This window comes from Thermaurantiacus sp. (genome assembly GCF_053487655.1).
Window position 1 is genome coordinate 1 of the sequence record NZ_JBRCLD010000095.1, and the last position, 18,300, is coordinate 18,300.

Genomic DNA, 18,300 nt, shown 5'->3' on the forward strand with positions numbered 1-18,300 from the left:
GATTTCCACCTCGTCGCCGGGATCGAAGCGCGCGGCTTCGTCTTCGGGGCGGCGCTGGCCCACAAGACCGGACGCGGCCTCTTCCTCCTGCGCAAGCCCGGCAAGCTCCCGGGCCGGACGATCGGCTTCGACTATGGCCTCGAATATGGCCGGGATCGTCTCGAACTCCATCGCCACGACCTGCCGCAGGGCGCACACGTCCTCCTTGTCGATGATGTGCTGGCAACTGGCGGCACTGCCCACGCTGCCGTCCGCCTGCTTGCTGAGGCAGGCGCGCATGTCACGCGCGCCATCTTCGTGGTCGAGCTTGCGGATCTTGGTGGCGCCGCCCGCCTCGGCGTTCCCCACGCGAGTCTTGTCCGCTACTAGGCGTCGACCAGGCGGTGCATGACTGTCAGCCGCTCGGGAGCGGCAATCAGCAGCGCCAGCACGGCAGACAGCACCAGCTTGCGCTCCTGGGTGCGGGCCCGCAGCTTTTGCCGCACCAGGCCAATTCCGGGCCAGCGTGGAAGCCGCCGCATCGACACCACTTCCGCCTCCACCATCAGCACGTCGTCGGGATAGACCGGTCGCACCCAGCGCAGCCGCTCGAGGCCCGGCATCCCGACCAATGCCGCCGGGTTCTGCTGCATCTCCTCAACGATCAGCCGGTTGACAAGGGCTGAGACCAGCCATCCGGAGACTGCCATTCGCCGGAAGATCGGATGCCCTTTTGCCCCCTCGTCCGTAATCAGGAACGGCTGCGGGTCGTAGCGCCGGGCGAAGTCCTCTGCTTCACTCCGGCTGATGGTGAGCGGCCCCAACCGCACCATATCGCCCACGGCAAAATCATCGAATGAGCGCACAGCCCCTCTCCCGGCGTGCCTTCAGGCAAGTGACACCTCGCGCTTTACGACGGCAAGGCGCGGTGCCGCCACCACCGGCCAGGTGACCTTCGCCGTCAGCACAACGACATCATTCTGGTTTCTCGCCCGCACTGTCTGGGTCACACGCCCGCCATCTGCGGCCAGTTTCTTTTCGGTGACCTCCGCATCCACGAACAGCCGATCCATCGGATAGACCGGGCTCGGGAAACGCACCTCATCCCACATTGGCGGCCCAGCGAGCGCTGCGCTGCTTGCCAGCATGTCGGCGTGGAGCGGCTGAAGGCAGGCAGCGAGTGTGTACATGGGGCTTGCAATCCGCCCGAACCTGATTGTCGCATGCGGTCCTGCCGCACCCGGCACCAGCGCCAGGGGATCATGTTTCTGGGCAAAGCTCTTGGCATCGGCGCCATTGACGAGGATGGGCCCAACCTTGAGGCGGTCGCCGATCTGGAACGCGTGGTAGAGCTTCATGGATGCGTTAACGGCCAGCTTGCGCCGGATTTGACGCCTGGCCCTCGGGCTGGCAGCGCATGGCCAATGTGTCCCAAGATCATGGCCATTCTCAACGTCACTCCAGACAGCTTCTCGGATGGCGGCAGAATCAAAAACGCCCGGCAAGCCATCGATGCGGGCCTGCGCATGGCCGAAGCTGGCGCCGCCATCATCGACATCGGCGGCGAATCAACGAGGCCCGGCGCCGCCCCGGTTGCCGTGGACGAGGAGCTTCGCCGCGTCATGCCTGTTGTCGAGGGTCTTTCCCGCCGCGGCGTGCCGGTCTCGATCGACACGAGGAAAGCCCGGGTGATGGCCGAAGCGCTCGCCGCCGGCGCCAGTATGCTGAATGACGTCTCAGCCCTGACCTATGATCCCGAAAGCCTTGAGGTTGCAGCCGGCTCGTCGGCGACCATCGTCCTCATGCACATGCAGGGCACGCCCGAGACGATGCAGGAGGCGCCCGCTTACGCCGATGTTGTCGCCGAAGTCCGCGCTTTCCTCGATTCCCGCGTTGCCGCCTGCGTGGCGGCCGGAATCGCCGAGAGCCGTCTCGTCCGCGATCCAGGTATCGGCTTTGGCAAGACGCTTGACCATAATCTCGCCCTGCTCCGGAACCTCCCCGCGCTGGGGTCGCCGCTCCTGCTCGGCGCCAGCCGCAAGGCGCTCATCGGCCGGTTGACCGGCGCCGACGTCCATTCCCGCCTGCCCGGAAGCCTGGCGCTTGCGCTGCATGCCGCCCGCCACGGCGCAGCCTGGGTCCGCGTGCACGATGTTGCCGAGACCGCCCAGGCGCTCGCGGTCTGGGCCGCTTGCCATCCCGCCTCCCTTGGGCCGCACTGAGTCCGGGTGCCTTGTGGCCATGCTGGTCGCCGGCAATTGCAGAGCGGCAGCAGAGAATGGTGGGAGGCAAGGATTGCAGGCAATGCCAAACCACTCTTCCTGAGCGCGCCCGTGCCGCACTCGCGTTGTCGGCCGCGCGCCCCTATGTCGCCTCCATGACAGACGCGACACTCGCCGGCCGCCTTGCCCGCTTCGCCAGGGTGGGCGCCAACCTCGGCGGTTTTGCTGCCGGCGCTGCCGTGGCGCGGGCCGGCGGCCGCGACTTCGCCGACGCAAGGAACGCTGCCGAGCTTCGCCGGGTGCTGGGGGAACTCAAGGGCCCAGTCATGAAGCTGGCCCAGATCCTCGGCAACATCCCCGATGCCGTCCCGCCCGAATTCGCCGCCGAACTCGCCAAGCTCCAGGCCGACGCGCCGCCCATGGGCCCCGGCTTCGTCCGCCGCCGCATGGCCGGCGAGCTTGGGCCCGACTGGCGCACTTGCTTCGCGGACTTCCCGCTCGAAGCCGCCGCTGCTGCCTCGCTGGGCCAGGTTCACAAGGCAAGGCTCCCGACAGGCGAGACGGTCGCGGTCAAGCTGCAATATCCTGACATGGCGTCTGCTGTTGAAGCCGACTTGGGCCAACTCGACCTCTTGCTTGCCCTTTTCCGCCGGATCGACACTTCGATCGACCCTGCCGAAATCCGCGAGGAGCTCGCCGCGCGGCTGCGCGAGGAGCTCGATTACCTCAGGGAAGCAAAGCATATCCGGCTTTACCGCAACATGCTCCAGGGCCGCGATGAGGTCCGCGTGCCGCAGGTCTACGAAGCCCTCTCGACCCCACGCCTCCTTGTCATGGAATGGCTGGAGGGTCGGAAACTCCTTGCCTTCCGGGACGCGCCCGAGGACGTCCGGAACCGCATCGCCGAGGCGCTGTTCACTGCGTGGTACAAGCCCTTCTACCAGGTCGGAGTCATCCACGGCGACCCGCATCTTGGCAACTATACGGTGGCCGCAGCCGATGCCGGCGGAGCGCAAATCAATCTCCTCGATTTCGGCTGCGTCCGCATCTTCCCGCCCGCCTTCCTCGAGGGCGTGAACGAACTCTACCGCGCCATCGACGCGGACGACGAGGATCGTGCCTTCCACGCCTTTGGCCTCTGGGGCTTCCGGGGTCTCACGAAGGAGTTGATGCGTATCCTCCTGGTGTGGGCGAAATTCCTCTACGGCCCCCTCCTCGACGACCGGGTCCGCCCAATCGACGAGAATGCGAAGCCCGGCGAATATGGCCGCGCCACTGCCCAGAAAGTTCATGCCGAGCTCCGCAAGACCGGCACCGTCCGCATCCCTGCCGAGTTCGTCTTCATGGACCGCGCCGCCATCGGGCTGGGTGGCGTCTTCATCCAGCTCGGCGCGCGCTTGAACTGGGCCCGGATGTTCCAGGACCTCATTGCCGGCTTTACGCGGGAAGGGGTGGCAGCGCGGCAACAGGCAGCGCTTGCCGCAGCTGGCCTTTCTCTCCCTCCCAAAGCTGGCATTGCTTGAACGCTATTGGCTGGTGCAAGGGAGCCAGGGCCGGTTCACGATACACTCAGGACTGACTATGGCGGAACTCGACAAGCTTCCAGAACAAGCTCTTGGCACGTGGGAAAAATTCCTTGGCTTGACCAAATGGGCCGTCATTCTCATCGCCATCATCCTCATCGGCATGGCCATCTTTCTGACCTAGGGGGCGCATGAAGATCGCAGTCTTGAGAGAAACTGCCGCTGGTGAGCGGCGGGTCGCTGCCACGCCGGAGACGGCGAAGAAACTGGCTGCCCTCGGCGCTCAAGTGGCGGTTGAAACCGGCGCTGGCCTTCTCGCTGACCTGCCCGATGCCGACTATGCGGCAGCTGGTGCGACCGTGGGCAGCCGCGCCGATGTGCTCGCAGGCGCCGACCTGGTGATGGCAGTCCAGGGGCCCGATCCTGAGGGTTTGCCGAAGGGGGCGCTGGTGGCCGCAAGTCTCAACCCTTATCAAGCGACGGAGCGCCTTTCCGCCTATGCCAAGGCCGGAGTTGACGCGTTCGCGCTCGAGTTCGTGCCTCGCATCACCCGCGCGCAGTCGATGGACATCCTCTCAAGCCAGGCCAATCTCGCCGGCTACAAGGCCGTCATCGACGCAGCACACGCCTATGGCCGGGCGTTTCCCATGATGATGACGGCGGCGGGCACAGTGCCTGCTGCCCGCGTCTTCGTGATGGGGGTGGGTGTTGCTGGCCTACAGGCGATTGCCACTGCCAAGCGGCTGGGTGCAGTGGTGTCGGCGACCGATGTACGGCTTGCCACCAAGGAGCAGATCCTCTCGCTTGGTGGCAAGCCTATCTTCGTTGAGGATGAGGAGACGGCTGCCGCTGAAACGGCGGGGGGCTATGCCAGGGAAATGTCTGATGCCTACAAGGCGAAGCAGGCCGCGCTCGTCTCCGAGACAATCGCAAAACAGGACATCGTGATTACAACCGCCCTCATCCCCGGTCGGCCGGCGCCCCGGCTTGTTTCGGCCGAGCAGGTCGCCAGCATGAAGCCGGGCTCGGTCATCGTCGACATGTCGGTTTCCCAGGGCGGCAATGTCGAGGGCTCCAGGGCCGACGAGTCGGTCGTCACTCCGAACGGCGTCACCATTCTCGGCTATTCCAACTACCCCAGCCGCATGGCGTCAACTGCCAGCTCGCTGTTCGCCCGTAATCTTTTAAACTTCGTGCAAACCTTCTGGGACAAGGACGCAAAGAGCCTCAAGCTCCCCGAAGACGACGAGATCGTCAAAGGCGCCATGGTCGTTCGTGGTGGGGCGATCATTCACCCCGCACTACAAGGCTGAGGGAGGCTTTCGATGGACTTTCTCTCCATTCTTTCGATCTTCGTGCTGGCCTGTTTCGTCGGCTATTATGTCGTCTGGTCGGTAACACCGGCGCTGCATACGCCGCTCATGTCGGTCACCAACGCGATTTCCTCCGTCATCGTGGTCGGTGCCCTCATCGCTGCGGCCTCGGCCGGATCGCCGACTGCGAAATGGCTCGGACTTGCGGCGGTGGTGCTGGCCAGCATCAACATCTTCGGCGGCTTCGCGGTCACGGAACGCATGCTCGCCATGTACAAGAAGAAGGCCAAGTGAGGGCTCCTGGTATCTTCCGCCAGGTCCAGCGGTCGCCGGCCCCTGGCGGAGTGAAGAGCCCCGCTGGATATAGGGACTGACACATGCACGAAGCCGCCATCCCCGCCTGGGCACTCCTCGCCTATCTCGTCGCGGGCGTCTTCTTCATCCTCGCGCTGCGCGGCCTCTCCAGCCCCGAGACCAGCCGGTCTGGCAACCGCTTCGGCATGGTCGGCATGGCGATTGCCGTCACAGCAACGCTTCTGACCCACGATGTCGCCTCGCTTCCCGAGATCATTGGCGCGGTTGCGATTGGCGGCGTCATCGGCTGGCTCGTCGCCCAGCGCATTGCCATGACGGCCATGCCGCAGCTGGTCGCCGCCTTCCACAGCCTCGTCGGTCTTGCCGCCGTCCTCGTCGCTGCTGCCGCCTATTTGAACCCTGGCGCCTTCGGCCTCCTCAATGAGGCCAGTGAGATCTTCCCCGTCTCCCGCCTCGAGATGGGCCTGGGTGCCGCCATCGGCGCGATCACCTTCTCAGGAAGCATCATCGCCTTCCTGAAACTGAATGGCAACATGTCGGGCGCCCCCATCCTGCTGCCGGCGCGCCACGTCATCAACTTGGGCACGCTTGCTGTCATCCTCGGCCTCGTCGGCTACTTTATGACCGACCAGTCGGCCTGGGTCTTCTGGACCATCACGCTGCTTGCCTTCGTTATCGGCTTTCTCCTTATCATTCCGATTGGCGGGGCCGACATGCCGGTCGTCGTCTCGATGCTGAACAGCTATTCCGGCTGGGCGGCGGCGGCGATGGGCTTCACGCTGCAGAATACCGCCATGATTGTCACTGGCGCCCTTGTCGGCTCATCGGGCGCCATCTTGAGTTATATCATGTGCAAGGCCATGAACCGGAAGTTCCTCTCGGTCATCGCTGGCGGCTTTGGTGGCGATGCCGTCGTTGCGGGAGCGGCCAAGACTGACCGGCCATGGAAGCGCGGCTCGGCCGACGATGCCGCCTTTATCATGAAGAATGCCGAGAAGGTCATCATCGTCCCCGGCTATGGCATGGCTGTCTCGCAGGCCCAGCATGCGCTCCGGGAAATGGCCGATTTGCTCAAGAAGGAAGGGGTGGAAGTCAAATATGCGATCCACCCCGTCGCTGGCCGGATGCCGGGCCACATGAACGTGCTCTTGGCAGAAGCGAACGTCCCTTACGATGAGGTATTCGAACTCGAAGACATCAACGGCGAGTTCGCCCAGGCTGATGTCGCCTTCGTGATCGGCGCCAATGATGTCACCAACCCGGCGGCGCGCGAACCCGGCTCCCCCATCTATGGCATGCCGATTCTCGACGTCGACAAGGCCAAGACGGTGCTGTTCGTGAAGCGCAGCATGGGCGGTGCTGGCTATGCTGGCATCGACAACGATATCTTCTACCGCGACAACACCATGATGCTCTTGGGTGACGCGAAGAAGATGACCGACGAGATTGTGAAGGGCCTCGCCTGAAGGCGGCTGGCCCTCCGGGGCTGGTGCGCGACCTTGCTGCAGGGCTCGCTGGCAAGGCAGGTGGCGGCTGCAGCTTTGCGGCGCCAGAAGCCGAACTTCTCAGCCCCTCAACGGCATCAGTTGACCTCCCGCAGTCGCCGCTCCATGTCGCGGCCAGGAGCAAGGGAGGTCTCCCCTTATGAACGTCATGACCGTCGAAGGTGCCGCGCGCGAAGCCACGCAGCCAGCCGAGCATGTGGACGTCCTCATCGTCGGCGCCGGCATTTCCGGAATCGGGGCTGCCAAGCATCTCCAGGATCAGTGCCCAGGCAAAAGCTACGTCATCCTCGAAGCCTTTGAGAGCTTCGGCGGCACCTGGTGGTCCCATCGCTACCCCGGCATCCGCTCCGACAGCGATCTCTACACCTTCGGCTACCGCTTCAAGCCCTGGGTCGGCCCGCCGATTGCAACGCGTGACGAGATCCTCAAATATTTGGGCGAAGTCATTGCCGAGAACGGCCTTGCACCGAGGATTCGCTACGGCCACCGAGTAACCCACGCTGCATGGGACAGCGAGGCCAACCGCTGGACCCTTCGCGGCACCAACGCGGAAGGCCCCTTCGCCATCAGCGCCACCTTCCTCTGGATGTGCCAGGGGTATTACCGCCACTTGAAAGGCTATATCCCCGACTGGGAGGGGCGCGAACGCTACAGGGGCATTTTCCTCCACGCGATGGAATGGCCCGAAGGCGGCCTCGATTATGCTGGTAAGCGCGTCGCCATCATTGGCTCAGGAGCAACCACTGCCACCATCGTTCCCAATATGCCCGAAGCCGCGCATGTGACGGTCGTCCAGCGCTCGCCCACCTATTTCTATCCCGCGCCCAACCGCCAGGATGCAGCCGACACGATGCGCGCACTCGGGGTGCCAGAAGCGACAGTGCATGAGGTCACGCGCCGCAAGATCCTCCATGACCAGCACGAGATCACCGAACGCTGCATGGAGGAGCCTGAGGTGGTCAAGTCCGAATTGCTCGCGGCGGCCCGCCTCTTCCTTGGTAACGACTATCCGATCGACCCGCATTTCACTCCGCGCTACCGCCCCTGGCAGCAGCGCCTCGCCTACATCCCGGATGGCGACATGTTCATGGGAATCGCAAGTGGCAAGGCGAGCATGGTGACAGGCGAGATTGCCCACTTCGAGGAAACGGGCATCCGAATGAAAGACGGCACCCTTGTCGAAGCGGATATCGTGATCGCTGCCACTGGCTTCAACCTCTCGATCCTGGGCGATATCGCGTTTGTGATCGACGGCCAGACGCTCGAGTTCGGAAAAACGGTCACCTACCGTGGCATGCTGTTTACTGGCGTGCCCAACATGGTGTGGATCTTTGGCTATTTCCGCTATTCCTGGACGCTCAGGGTCGATCTTGTCGCCGATTTCGTCTGCCGGTTGCTCAACCACATGGATCGGAAGGGCTTCCGGCGAGTCGAAGTCGCATTGCGCCCGGAGGATCACAATATGCCAATCCTCCCCTTCATCGACGAGGAAAACTTCAACCCCAATTATTTGAAGCGCGACCTCGATCGCCTGCCCAAACGCGGCGACAAGCCGGAGTGGCAGCACAACCAGGATTATCCGAGGGAACTGAGGGAACTCCCGGCCATCGATCTCGATGACCCGGCCTTCCGTTACGCCTGAACGCGTGTGCGGCCCGCGGACCTGGTCCGCACAATCGCCACACCGCCGGCTGGGCCACTTGCGGACGCAGGCTTCTTGGGGGGCCGCAAAGGCAGGGCCCGAACGGCGACCCGGCCTGCTAAATCCGCCCGATGCAGCCGGTTGTTGCGAGCGCGAGCACGCCGATCGTCGCCGGGTCCCCCACGGTCCTGAGCGCTTTCAACGCTTGGTCGAGAGTTAGTTCGCGCGCCGGTCGGCGGGCAACGGAGGCGGCTTGGGCCAGCATGCGCAGCTGCTCGTTCGTCAGGTCATCCGCCATTCGCTCAGCCATGCAGGCCGCCATGGGCTCTGGCACGCCAGCATCCGTCAAGGCCGCGCGAATCCGTGCCTCTTTCGACACAGCGCAACCGGAAAGGAGCACCAGCCCAGCAACCGTGCCCAGGCGCCATGCAAATGCCATGAACCTTGCCCTATCAGGGTTGCGCGTCATGTCCAGCCTTCCTCCTGCAACCCATTTCCGTCCCTTTCCGCTGAACGGCCTCATGCGCGGCCTTGAGCGCTTGTGGGACCGTGGCCTCCAACCGCCGGCCGACCTGTGCTGGGAGCGGATTGTGACTCGCGCCATGCGCGAGACCGGCTTGTCCGACCTCGGCGATACCCGGTTTTTGGATTCCCAGCGCGACGTGCTCCTCCCCGCCCTCCGGCACGAGGCCCGGCTCAACACGCTCGGCCGCGTCATCGCCCATGGCTCGCTTCTGAAGATCGTAAAGGAGCGGCTCTGGGCCGAGCAGCTGTTCCGCCAGCACCCCGAGATTGCGCAAGAGGAGATCGCGCCTCCCCTTATCATTGTGGGCCCGATGCGCTCGGGCACCACCCGTCTGCAGCGCTTGATCGCCTCGGATCCCGGCTTCTCCGCCTTCCGCCTCTACGAATCGACCTGCCCGGTGCCCTGGCCCAAGTGCTTCACGCAGGTCGCAGACCCGCGTATCTCGCGGACCCGCTTCGGGCTTCGCATCCTTACCTGGATCAATCCGAGAAACGCGGAGGTCCACCCCACGGGCCCGCTCGAAGTGGACGAAGAACTCGGGCTTCTTGAACATTCGCTCCATGGCGCGCTCATCGAGGCCCAGCGCGCGATCCCCTCTTTTGCCCGTCACTGCGAAACGGCGGACATGGGCCCAGCCTATGCCCGCATGAAGCAGCTGATGAAGCTGCGCCAATGGTTCACTGGCGACCGCCGGCCCTTGGTCTTGAAAACACCTCAATATATGGCTGATCTCGACCAGCTTCTCCTGCAGTTCCCCCAGGCGCGCGTCGTCTTCACCCACCGTGACCCAGTCTCGGTGGTTGCGTCCTCAGCCAGCCTTGCGTGGAACCAGATGGTCGTCCAGTCCGACCATGTTGACCCCCACTGGGTCGGCCGCGAATGGCTGTGGAAAACGCGCCACCGCATGGACCGCACGGCCGCCGTCCGGCCCAAAATCGCCCCAGAGCGCCAGATCGATATCGGCTTTGAGGAAGTCAATGCCAATTGGCCTCAAGCCATCCAGCGGATCTACAGCCACTTCGGCCTCGAGCTCAGCCCTTCCGCGCGCGCAGCCATGCGCGCCTATGTGGCCCGCGCCGCGCGTGAACACCCCTTCGCCCACCACCGCTATACGCTCGAGGATTTCGGGCTTACCCGCGCCCAAGTCGAAGCGACCTTCGCTGATATTGCCCCGCCGCCCGCGCTTGCGCCCGCCCGCGTCGCTGCCTGACCGCCCTCGCCGGCCCCCGCTGCGCTGCGCCGCCGGGCTTGCCGCCTTCCTCCTCGCCCCTGCGGCGAGCGCTGAGCTCCCGCGCCTTGCCGGCGTGCCGGTCGCCGGCTTCGCGCATGCCACCGCCACCGCCGATGGCCAGCTCGCCGCCCAGACGGAAGGCGGGGCCGAACTCGCAGCTGATGGCACCATCCTCCGCCCACTCACCCCGGACACCCCGATGCGCGTGGCCTCGATCTCGAAGATCGTGGTCGCACTCGCCATCCTCCGCCTTGCCGACCAGGGCCAGATCGAGCTTGATTCTGATGCTGCCCGCGCGCTCGGCCGGCCGCTGCGCAACCCAGCCCACCCCCAGGTCCCCGTCACCATCCGCCAACTCTTGCGCCATGAATCGAGCCTCTCGGATGCCGGCGGCTATGCAGCAACGCTCGGCACTCGGCTCGAAGAGATGCTGGGACCCGCGGCCTGGAGCGCGGCTGCCCCCGGCACTGCCTTTGATTACGCCAACTTGAACTCCGTCCTTCTTGCCACCATCGTCGAGATGCAGACCGGCCAGCGGTTCGACCGCGCCGCCCGCGCCCTCGTCCTTGACCCGCTCGGAGTGAAGGCATGCTTCAACTGGTCGGAATGCGCGCAAGGCTTCGCCGCGACCGGCGCAGTCCTCTACCGAAAATCCACCGACTTCGGCGAAACCTGGCAGCCGGATGGCCCATGGGTCGCGCAGGTCGATTCCGAGCGCCCGGCCGGCGGCTGCCCGGTCCGCCCCGCTCCCCGTGGGCCTTGCGCGCTCGAGACCTATCTCCCCGGCACCAACGGCGGTCTTTTCGCACCTCAGGGCGGCTTGCGGATCTCAATTGTCGAGCTTGCACGGCTTGGTCAGGCTCTCCTCGTCAACCGCAACGGCTTTCTGAAGCCTGCAACCCATGCTGCCCTGTTCCGCCCCCGCCCGGTCGCACCCGGCGGCACGGGCGCAGAAACCGATACCCGCCTCATGCGCTTCTGGTCCGAAGGGGGGCTCCACTGTTTCTCGGGAGGCGGGGAGGCCGGCACTGACCAGCCGCTCGCGCCCGCGCCCATGGCCGGCTGCGGCCACCTCGGCGAAGCCTACGGCCTCTTCTCTGCACTCGTGATTGACCCGGCTTCCGGCACTGTCCGCGCTTGGGCCATGACCGGAAGCGCCGCCAAACCACCGCCCGGCACCCGCTCGCGCTTCAACGCACTCGAGGAGGAGCTCGCCGCCCGCGCCCTCCGCATGCTCTCCAACTGACCGGCCTCTTGGTCGGAGGGATCGGCGCTTGCTGCACTCGACCGCGGTCTCCAGTTCAGCTCCAATGTGCCCGAGACGGCACGATACCTGAACCTTCGAACGCGCCACCTTTCGCGCTCTCGGGCCGGGACGGCCTGTCTTCGAGTGCAAGGCGCCAGACCATGGCGTTGCCGTGGATCATCAAGCCGGCAAGCGCTCGACCTGGCAGGTTGCCGCACATGTTTGGCAGCCCATGGCGAAGCAAGGGAGCACCCGTGTCAAGGGAGTCGACGGTCAGCGCATCCTGACCGATCCGAGGCGCGAGCGCCGCATCGTTCGCTTGCCCCCGGGCAAGCCCGCAACTTTCTCACCCACACCAGTTTGTCCCCGCATGCGATCGCGGCCCATCTTCCCGGCAATCCTGCGATACCCGAATCTTTAAAAAATTTTTACAGGATTCGAACTGTGCTTCATGCAACTATCTGATTTTTCGGCTCTCTCTATCGAAGAAATGTGAGGCGTTGGCAATGGTGCCTGCCCGCAGGAGGGAAAGAGGAATGCGCAAGCTGATATTCGCGGCCGTTGCTGGTGTGGTCTCTGCCCCCGCGCTCGCGGTCTCGGCGGTCACCACCCCCGGCGCGCTCGGTGCGACCGACTTCATCGACTGGGGCCAGCTCGGACCGAGCTTCACAGTCGTCCTGTCGCCGGTCGTCGTCACCACGAACCTCGGCGGCTCGGCCACCGTCTCGAGCGCAGGCGGCATGTTCCAGCGCCGTGACCAGAACCTTGGCTGGGCCGGCAACTTCGCGGCCTGTCACAAGCTGCTCTGGAACATGGGCTATGGGCCCGACATCACCATCGTCTTTGCGTCTCCAGTTGCTGGCGCCGGCACGCAGTGGCAGGCCGACTATTACGGCGCCTTCAGTGCCCGGCTTGCCGCCTATGACGACATGGACGTGCTGCTTTGTGCCGTCACCCGCGATGGGTTTAGCCATGCTGGCCGTGACGGCTCGGCCATTTTCCTCGGCGTCCTGACCTCGTCGGTCAACATCAAAAAGATCGTCTTGACGCTCGACTATGCATCGTCCGCGCCGAAAGACTTCGCGATCAATCGCCTTCTCCTCACGTCCTCGCCGGGAAGCGGCGTCGTCATTCCCGAGCCTTCCACCTGGGCCATGCTGATCAAGGGCTTCGGCCTCGTCGGCCTCATGGCCCGCCGCCGCAAGGTCGCGCTGGCCGCCTGACCGGTTCGCTGCCAAGGGGCCCCGTGCAGAAAGCGCGGGGCCCTTGTTCTTGCCAGGTGATCCTGCTTTCCTCCCGGGCGGAGGGAAAGCCATGAAAACGCCCATCGCCGCCCTGCTGCTGGCCGCGGCACCACTTGCCGCCAATCCGGTCCCACCCTCGCCCCATGGCCCGGCCGACCGGATCGGCGCCATGAACCATCTCTCGCCGGAAGCAACGCGGGCAGCTGCACGCCTGGTCAAGCTCGGCCGTGTCTACGCGCTCGGCGTCGTCACTGGTCCTGCCACGCCTGTCTGGCCGGGCCGGTCCTACAAGATCGTCGTCACACCCAGCGACGACGGCAGCGGCCAGCCGCTTGGCGCCAACCGGGTCACTGGCCATGACGATGTGCTCCTAACCCATGTCGGAATCGGGACCCAGCTCGACGGCTTCGCCCACATCGGCATCGCCCACCACCACTATAACAACGTCCCGGCGAAGGACCTTTTCGCGCCCGATGGCGTCACCGTCTACGGCACCGAGAGCGTGCCGCCGGCCGCCACCCGCGGCATCCTCCTCGACATGGTGAAAGCGAACGGTGGCCGCCCGCTCGCGCCCGGCACCGCCTTCAACCGCCGCGAGATCGAGGCCGCGCTCCGCTCGGCTGGTCTTACGCTGCGCAAGGGCGATGTCGTCCTGTTCCACACTGGCTGGATGGCCGCCATGGCAGCGAAAGACGGCCGTGCCTTCATCGCCTCCCAGCCCGGCCTCGGCCGCGAGGGCGCCGAGTGGCTGGCAGCGCAAGGTGTTGCGATGATCGGCGCGGATACGGCTGCGTTGGAGGTGATCCCGTTTGAGAAAGCGAACGAGCCCTTCATCGTCCACCAGATCCTGCTCACCCGGTACGGTGTCCATATTCTTGAGAACATCGACACCAATGCGCTTGCCGCCGATGGTGCAACCGAGTTCCTGTTCGTGCTCGGAGTCCCCCGCCTCAAGGGGACGGTTCAGGCCATCGTCAACCCGGTCGCCATCCGCTAGCACGCAGCGGGGCACCGACGCGCAGGAATGGCCAGACGAGGCAGCCGACGAGAACGCGGAGCTGCACCCATGGTCCCGCTACCCATGGCAGCTTCTGGCGCCACCAACAGAGCATGCGCAAGGCTCGCAGCATTGGCTCCGAGCGCGCGCAGGAACAGCGAAAGCTTCCGCCGCATGAGGAAAAGGGCCCCGTTGCAATGAGGGCGCTCCGCCGCCCGCTCTGGGCCGGGCTCACCGCCGCGCTCCTCTTCTGGTATGTCGTCGACAGCCTGCTGTCGGTTGCCACCGGCTTTCCCCTGAACGTCGCGTCCAACAGCCTCCTCATCGCCGGCTTCCTCCTGCCCGTCTTCGACGCCGGCCAGCTCCGCGCCTAGCGGAACGGCGGCTCGTCGAACGCGCGAAGCTTGCGGCTGTGCAGCCGGCCGCCTTCCTCGCGCATCCGCTCGATCGCCGAGATTCCGATCTGGAGATGCTCGGAGATCGCCCCGTCGTAGAAGCGGTTGGCCTGGCCGGGCAGCTTGATCTCGCCATGGAGCGGCTTGTCGGAAACACACAGGAGCGTGCCATAGGGCACCCGGAAGCGGTAGCCTTGCGCCGCGATTGTTGCCGACTCCATGTCGACCGCCACGGCGCGCGACTGGTTGAACCGCCGCGCCGAAAGCCCGTAGCGCAGCTCCCAGTTGCGATCATCGGTCGTCACCACCGTGCCCGTCCGCAGGCGCGGCTTCAGCCGCTCGGCCGTCAGCCCGGTCACCTCCTCGGCCGCCCGGGCGAGTGCCTGCTGCACTTCGGCAATGGGCGGAATGGGGATTTCGGGCGGCAGCACATCGTCGAGCACATGGTCGTCCCTGAGATAGGCGTGGGCCAGCACATAGTCCCCGATCGACTGGCTGGGCCTCAGACCCCCGCAATGGCCGATCATGATCCACGCCTCGGGCCGCATCACCGCCAGATGGTCGCAGATGGTCTTGGCGTTCGAAGGCCCCACCCCGATGTTGACGAAGCTGATGCCATGGCCGTCGCCGTCCATCAGGTGCCAGGCCGGCATCTGGTGCCGCCGCCACGCTCCGTCGGCCAGCGCCGCCGCGGGTGTTGCCGCCGCGCCCTCCAGCACCACCCCGCCGGGGCAGGACAGCCGCACGAACCGGGTTCCCGGCCGCCGCAGCGCGTTGCAGGCGAAGATCAGGAACTGGTCGATGTAGCGGTGATAGTTGGTGAACAGGATGTAGCTCTGTACATGTGCTGCCGGTGTGCCGGTGTAGTGCTTGAGGCGGGCCAGCGAAAAATCGGTGCGCGGCGCGTCGAACAGCGCAAGCGGCCGTGGAGCGCCCGCTGCTTGCCGCCACAGGCCGTCGGCAAGCTCGTCGCCAATATGCCGCAATTCGGTCGTCGCGAAATGCCGGCCGAGAGTCCGGGCTGCAGTTGCATCGATTGTGAGATCTGAGGCTCCGTCAAGCACATAGGCGAACGGGATCTCGACCTCCGACGGCCCGACTGCAAGCTCCACCTCATAGTCGCGGGCGAGCAGGTCGATCTGTTCCTCAAGATAGCGCCGGAACAGCCGCGGCTGGGTGATGGTCACCGCATAGGCGCCGGGCGCGTTCAGCCGAGCGAACGCCCGGCCCTGGCGCGGGGCGGCATCATCCCCCGCCCAGGACAGCTGCAGCTCAGGATAGACGAAGCGCCGCCGCTCCTCGGCATCCGGTGCCGGCCCGCCATTGATGACGCGCCTGAGCGCCGCCCTGAGCGCTGCGACAGCCTGGTCATAAAGCTCGGCCAGGGCATCGACAATCATTTGCGCGCCTTCCAGCGCGCCGGCCGCCCGCGCATTCGTTGTCGCTGCCGGTGGGCACTTTCGGTCGGATCCGCGTTCGCCGGCAAAGCCACCGAAGCGGCCCGCCGGCCGGCGGTCCGGCGAATGGGCCAGCGAGGGCTTTCCATCAGTGGCCGCTGGGCTCCGCCATCAGCTCGATGAGAACGCCGCCCATGTCCTTCGGGTGGACGAAGATGACCGGCACGCCATGCGCGCCAATCCGGGGCTCGCCATTGCGCAACACGGTTGCCCCCTTTGCCACCAGCTCGTCGCGTGCAGCGATAATGTCTGGCACTTCGAAGCAGACATGGTGCTGGCCGCCTTTCGGGTTCCGCGCCAAAAAGCCATGAATAGGCGAGTCCGCCCCGAGCGGCTCGATGAGCTCAATTTGCGAATTGGCGACATCGACGAAGCAGACTCGCACGCCCTGGTCAGGGAAATCGAAGGGCGCATGGATGCACGTTGCGCCCAGCAGGTCGCGATACAGGGCAATACTCGCCTCGATGGATGGGGTGGCCACCCCCACATGATTCAGCCGTCCGATGCGCATGACCACCGCCATAGCGGCAAGCGGCCGGGCAAAGCCAGTCCAAACCCCTTTACCACGTTCACTGCGGCGGCTAGTTGGCAAGCGTAAGGGGCAGTCCCGGACAGCAAGGGGAAAGGGGACCATGGCCGAAGACTGGAGCATCAACGTCCGAAAATATGCGCCTGACGCCGACGAAAGCGTCATCCAGGCGATTGTCCGCCATCTCGGGATCGCGCTCAGGAGTCGGGACGCCTCGCTCGTCTCCTTCACCGACCCTTCCGAACTCGAGACGGTGCGCGAAAGCTGGCTCAAGAAGAAGCTCGGACTGACCGATCCCGATGACGCGCTCGATGCCGCAATCGCCAAGGTCGGCGAGCGGATGAAGGATGACGCAACCAAGAACCGCGTTACTGTCTACTATCTTCTTGCCGAGATGTTCGGGAAGCTCGGACTCCTCGGTGGCGGCACGGCAGCTGCTGCAACTTCTTCAGACCCCGAGCCTGCCGCGGGCCCTGCTTCCGCTGCTGGGTCTGACTCGGCTGCTGCTGGTGCCGCTGATCCCGGGTCAGCCGGAACTCGCGCTGCTGGCGCTGTTGATTCCGGATTGGCTGCTGCGGCTGCCGCCGCACCGGCTGCTTTGTCTGCCGCTCCGGCGGCTGCTGCAGCCGTCTCTGCGCCGGCTGCTGCGGCCATGGCTGCGGCGCCGGCTGCTGCGGCCGTTGCTGCAATTCGACATGGCGGGCGCCGCACGAGCGATGATGACGGCATCATCAAGACGGGAGTTGTCACCGCCGGCGTCCTCGGCCTCGGCATTCTCGGGGCTGCGATTCTTGGATCACAGATCGGCGGCGGCCGCCCGGAGGTGCCCCCTCCTGTCTCGCCCCGTGTCGATGGCCCGGTCGTCGCCACTCCGGCCATCCCGACCGGCTCCGGAGTCCTCGCCGAAACCATCGAAGGAAAGCCTGCGCTCAACGTCTATTTCGGCACCGCCGAGCGCGAGGTGGCGCCGCTTGGCGCCGAGGCAGCCCCGCTCAAAGCCTATCTCGATGCCAACCCCGACGAGCGACTTTCAGTCTCGGGCTATGTCGACCCGCGCGGCGACGCTGCCTTCAATGCCCAACTCGCGAAAGACCGCGCCGAGAACACCAGGGCTGCCCTTGTCGCAGCGGGGATCCCGGAAGACCGGATCGATCTCGACAAGCCGGCCGACATCGTCGGAGCCGATGCAAGCCTTGCCGAAGGCCGTCGTGTGACTGTCCGAGTAAAGTCAGCGGGGACGGTCGTCGAACCTGCAGTCGTCGAGCGAACCCAAGCAACGCCCTGAGCGTCCGGGCCGGCGGCCCTTGCAGCGGCCAAGGCGGTGCCCCTAAAAGGGCACTTCGTCGTCGCCCAATTCGTCGATGGGGTCGTCGGGTGCATGCTGCAACAGGCCCCGACTGCTGCGGCCGCTCTCCCAGTCCCCACCGCTGCCCATTCCGCTCTCACGGCGGTCGAGAAGCGCAAGCTCGCCCCGGAAGCGGCCGACATAGACCTCGGTCGTGGTGCGGTCGTTGCCATCGCGGTCCTGCCACTTGCGCGTGCGCAACTGGCCCTCGAGATAGACCTTCGAGCCCTTGCGCAGATATTGCTCGGCAATCCGCACCAGGTTCTCATTATCGATGACGACATTGTGCCACTCGGTCCGCTCCTGGCGCTGGCCGCTGTTGCGGTCGGTCCAGCTTTCCGAGGTCGCAACGCGCAAGTTCGCGATACGCCCGCCGCTCGGGAAGCTCTTCACTTCCGGGTCGGCACCGAGATTGCCCACCAGGATCACCTTGTTCACGCTTCCCGCCACTGGCCGCTCTCCCTTGTGCAGGCCCTTCCGTTAGGCCAGAGTTGTGCCGAGGCCAAGCGGAGACCGGCAGGGAAGGATCGGCCGAGGCCACGGGCCAGTTGGCCACCGCCGCGGCGGCCGCCCTCGACCCACCCGCCCCGCGCGCGGGCGCGGCGACCGAACACGGCACCTGTGCCAACTGCGGCGCCTATTGCAGCGCCTGCGGCCAGAAGCTCCACCTCCACCGCAGCATCGGCGATGCGGTGCACGAGATGGTCCACGGCATCCTCCACCTCGACGGCAAGCTCTGGAACACGCTCCCGCTTCTCGCCACCGCCGCGGTCGTCACCTTTTCGCTCTACGCGGCGACCGTCCTCCTCCTCGGCCTCATCGACTGAGGAT

Annotated in this window: 20 protein-coding genes and 1 pseudogene; 15 read left to right on the forward strand and 6 right to left on the reverse strand. The window is 65.5% G+C overall.

The genetic code is table 11. The annotated features are described in order from the left end of the window. The coding region (locus tag ACWIQA_RS09340) for an adenine phosphoribosyltransferase (protein ID WP_448582802.1) at nucleotides 1–369 on the forward strand (369 nt) is incomplete at its 5' end. On the opposite strand, the gene ACWIQA_RS09345 is transcribed toward ACWIQA_RS09340, so the two are convergent. Further along, nucleotides 366–845 (reverse strand): MaoC/PaaZ C-terminal domain-containing protein, encoded by a 480-nt coding sequence (locus tag ACWIQA_RS09345; RefSeq protein WP_448582803.1) that lies wholly within the window; start codon nucleotides 843–845, stop codon nucleotides 366–368. The genes ACWIQA_RS09340 and ACWIQA_RS09345 overlap by 4 nt on opposite strands. 21 nt (nucleotides 846–866) lie before the next feature. After that, entirely contained in the window at nucleotides 867–1,337 is a 471-nt protein-coding gene (locus ACWIQA_RS09350; RefSeq protein WP_448582804.1) for a hypothetical protein, read from the reverse strand. 81 nt (nucleotides 1,338–1,418) lie between these two features. Between ACWIQA_RS09350 and folP the strand changes: the two genes are divergently transcribed. The 7 genes from folP to ACWIQA_RS09385 all read left to right on the forward strand — a co-directional run bounded on the left by folP (nucleotide 1,419) and on the right by ACWIQA_RS09385 (nucleotide 8,499). Continuing rightward, on the forward strand, nucleotides 1,419–2,201 hold the full coding sequence (gene folP, locus ACWIQA_RS09355) for a dihydropteroate synthase (protein ID WP_448582805.1): 783 nt from the start codon (nucleotides 1,419–1,421) through the stop codon (nucleotides 2,199–2,201). Nucleotides 2,202–2,356: 155 nt separating this feature from the next. Further along, nucleotides 2,357–3,724 (forward strand): ABC1 kinase family protein, encoded by a 1,368-nt coding sequence (locus ACWIQA_RS09360; protein WP_448582806.1) that lies wholly within the window; start codon nucleotides 2,357–2,359, stop codon nucleotides 3,722–3,724. A gap of 58 nt (nucleotides 3,725–3,782) precedes the next feature. After that, entirely contained in the window at nucleotides 3,783–3,908 is a 126-nt protein-coding gene (locus tag ACWIQA_RS09365) for an aa3-type cytochrome c oxidase subunit IV (RefSeq protein WP_448582807.1), read from the forward strand. 7 nt (nucleotides 3,909–3,915) lie between these two features. After that, nucleotides 3,916–5,037, forward strand: a complete 1,122-nt coding sequence (locus tag ACWIQA_RS09370) for a Re/Si-specific NAD(P)(+) transhydrogenase subunit alpha (protein WP_448582808.1) — start codon at nucleotides 3,916–3,918, stop codon at nucleotides 5,035–5,037. Nucleotides 5,038–5,049: 12 nt separating this feature from the next. After that, nucleotides 5,050–5,331, forward strand: coding sequence for an NAD(P) transhydrogenase subunit alpha (locus ACWIQA_RS09375; protein ID WP_448582809.1), 282 nt, complete (start codon nucleotides 5,050–5,052; stop codon nucleotides 5,329–5,331). 83 nt (nucleotides 5,332–5,414) lie between these two features. After that, the gene (locus ACWIQA_RS09380; RefSeq protein WP_448582810.1) at nucleotides 5,415–6,818 is read left to right on the forward strand and encodes an NAD(P)(+) transhydrogenase (Re/Si-specific) subunit beta; all 1,404 of its coding nucleotides are present in this window, start codon (nucleotides 5,415–5,417) and stop codon (nucleotides 6,816–6,818) included. Nucleotides 6,819–6,996: 178 nt separating this feature from the next. Continuing rightward, a complete protein-coding gene (locus ACWIQA_RS09385; protein ID WP_448582811.1) occupies nucleotides 6,997–8,499 on the forward strand; it encodes a flavin-containing monooxygenase in 1,503 nt (500 codons plus the stop codon). 118 nt (nucleotides 8,500–8,617) lie between these two features. Here ACWIQA_RS09385 and ACWIQA_RS09390 read toward each other — a convergent pair whose 3' ends face one another. Then, complete coding sequence (locus ACWIQA_RS09390) at nucleotides 8,618–8,938, reverse strand: hypothetical protein (RefSeq protein ID WP_448582812.1); 321 nt, start codon at nucleotides 8,936–8,938, stop codon at nucleotides 8,618–8,620. A 28-nt stretch (nucleotides 8,939–8,966) separates the two neighbouring features. Between ACWIQA_RS09390 and ACWIQA_RS09395 the strand changes: the two genes are divergently transcribed. The 5 genes from ACWIQA_RS09395 to ACWIQA_RS09415 all read left to right on the forward strand — a co-directional run bounded on the left by ACWIQA_RS09395 (nucleotide 8,967) and on the right by ACWIQA_RS09415 (nucleotide 14,117). Beyond that, nucleotides 8,967–10,235, forward strand: a complete 1,269-nt coding sequence (locus ACWIQA_RS09395; protein ID WP_448582813.1) for a sulfotransferase family protein — start codon at nucleotides 8,967–8,969, stop codon at nucleotides 10,233–10,235. Continuing rightward, nucleotides 10,210–11,502: a serine hydrolase domain-containing protein gene (locus tag ACWIQA_RS09400; protein WP_448582814.1), complete on the forward strand. Its 1,293-nt coding sequence runs from the start codon at nucleotides 10,210–10,212 to the stop codon at nucleotides 11,500–11,502. The genes ACWIQA_RS09395 and ACWIQA_RS09400 overlap by 26 nt, the downstream gene beginning before the upstream one ends. A gap of 536 nt (nucleotides 11,503–12,038) precedes the next feature. Next, complete coding sequence (locus ACWIQA_RS09405) at nucleotides 12,039–12,725, forward strand: PEPxxWA-CTERM sorting domain-containing protein (protein ID WP_448582815.1); 687 nt, start codon at nucleotides 12,039–12,041, stop codon at nucleotides 12,723–12,725. Between the two features lie 91 nt (nucleotides 12,726–12,816). Then, complete coding sequence (locus tag ACWIQA_RS09410) at nucleotides 12,817–13,743, forward strand: cyclase family protein (protein ID WP_448582816.1); 927 nt, start codon at nucleotides 12,817–12,819, stop codon at nucleotides 13,741–13,743. A gap of 197 nt (nucleotides 13,744–13,940) precedes the next feature. Next, complete coding sequence (locus ACWIQA_RS09415; protein ID WP_448582817.1) at nucleotides 13,941–14,117, forward strand: hypothetical protein; 177 nt, start codon at nucleotides 13,941–13,943, stop codon at nucleotides 14,115–14,117. Here the strand turns inward: ACWIQA_RS09415 and ACWIQA_RS09420 are convergent. Together ACWIQA_RS09420 and mce are read right to left on the reverse strand one after the other, a co-directional pair. After that, nucleotides 14,114–15,580, reverse strand: a pseudogene (locus ACWIQA_RS09420) (AMP nucleosidase); the annotation flags it as partial. The gene ACWIQA_RS09415 and the pseudogene ACWIQA_RS09420 sit on opposite strands and share 4 nt — an antisense overlap. A gap of 103 nt (nucleotides 15,581–15,683) precedes the next feature. Further along, nucleotides 15,684–16,106: a methylmalonyl-CoA epimerase gene (gene mce / locus ACWIQA_RS09425; protein WP_448582818.1), complete on the reverse strand. Its 423-nt coding sequence runs from the start codon at nucleotides 16,104–16,106 to the stop codon at nucleotides 15,684–15,686. A gap of 121 nt (nucleotides 16,107–16,227) precedes the next feature. Here mce and ACWIQA_RS09430 point away from each other — a divergent pair, with 121 nt between their 5' ends. Further along, the gene (locus ACWIQA_RS09430) at nucleotides 16,228–17,409 is read left to right on the forward strand and encodes a DUF2853 family protein (protein WP_448582819.1); all 1,182 of its coding nucleotides are present in this window, start codon (nucleotides 16,228–16,230) and stop codon (nucleotides 17,407–17,409) included. Between the two features lie 42 nt (nucleotides 17,410–17,451). On the opposite strand, the gene ssb is transcribed toward ACWIQA_RS09430, so the two are convergent. Next, the gene (gene ssb, locus ACWIQA_RS09435; protein ID WP_448582820.1) at nucleotides 17,452–17,919 is read right to left on the reverse strand and encodes a single-stranded DNA-binding protein; all 468 of its coding nucleotides are present in this window, start codon (nucleotides 17,917–17,919) and stop codon (nucleotides 17,452–17,454) included. A gap of 242 nt (nucleotides 17,920–18,161) precedes the next feature. Between ssb and ACWIQA_RS09440 the strand changes: the two genes are divergently transcribed. Next, nucleotides 18,162–18,296, forward strand: coding sequence for a hypothetical protein (locus ACWIQA_RS09440; RefSeq protein WP_448582821.1), 135 nt, complete (start codon nucleotides 18,162–18,164; stop codon nucleotides 18,294–18,296). Nucleotides 18,297–18,300: the final 4 nt, after the last annotated feature.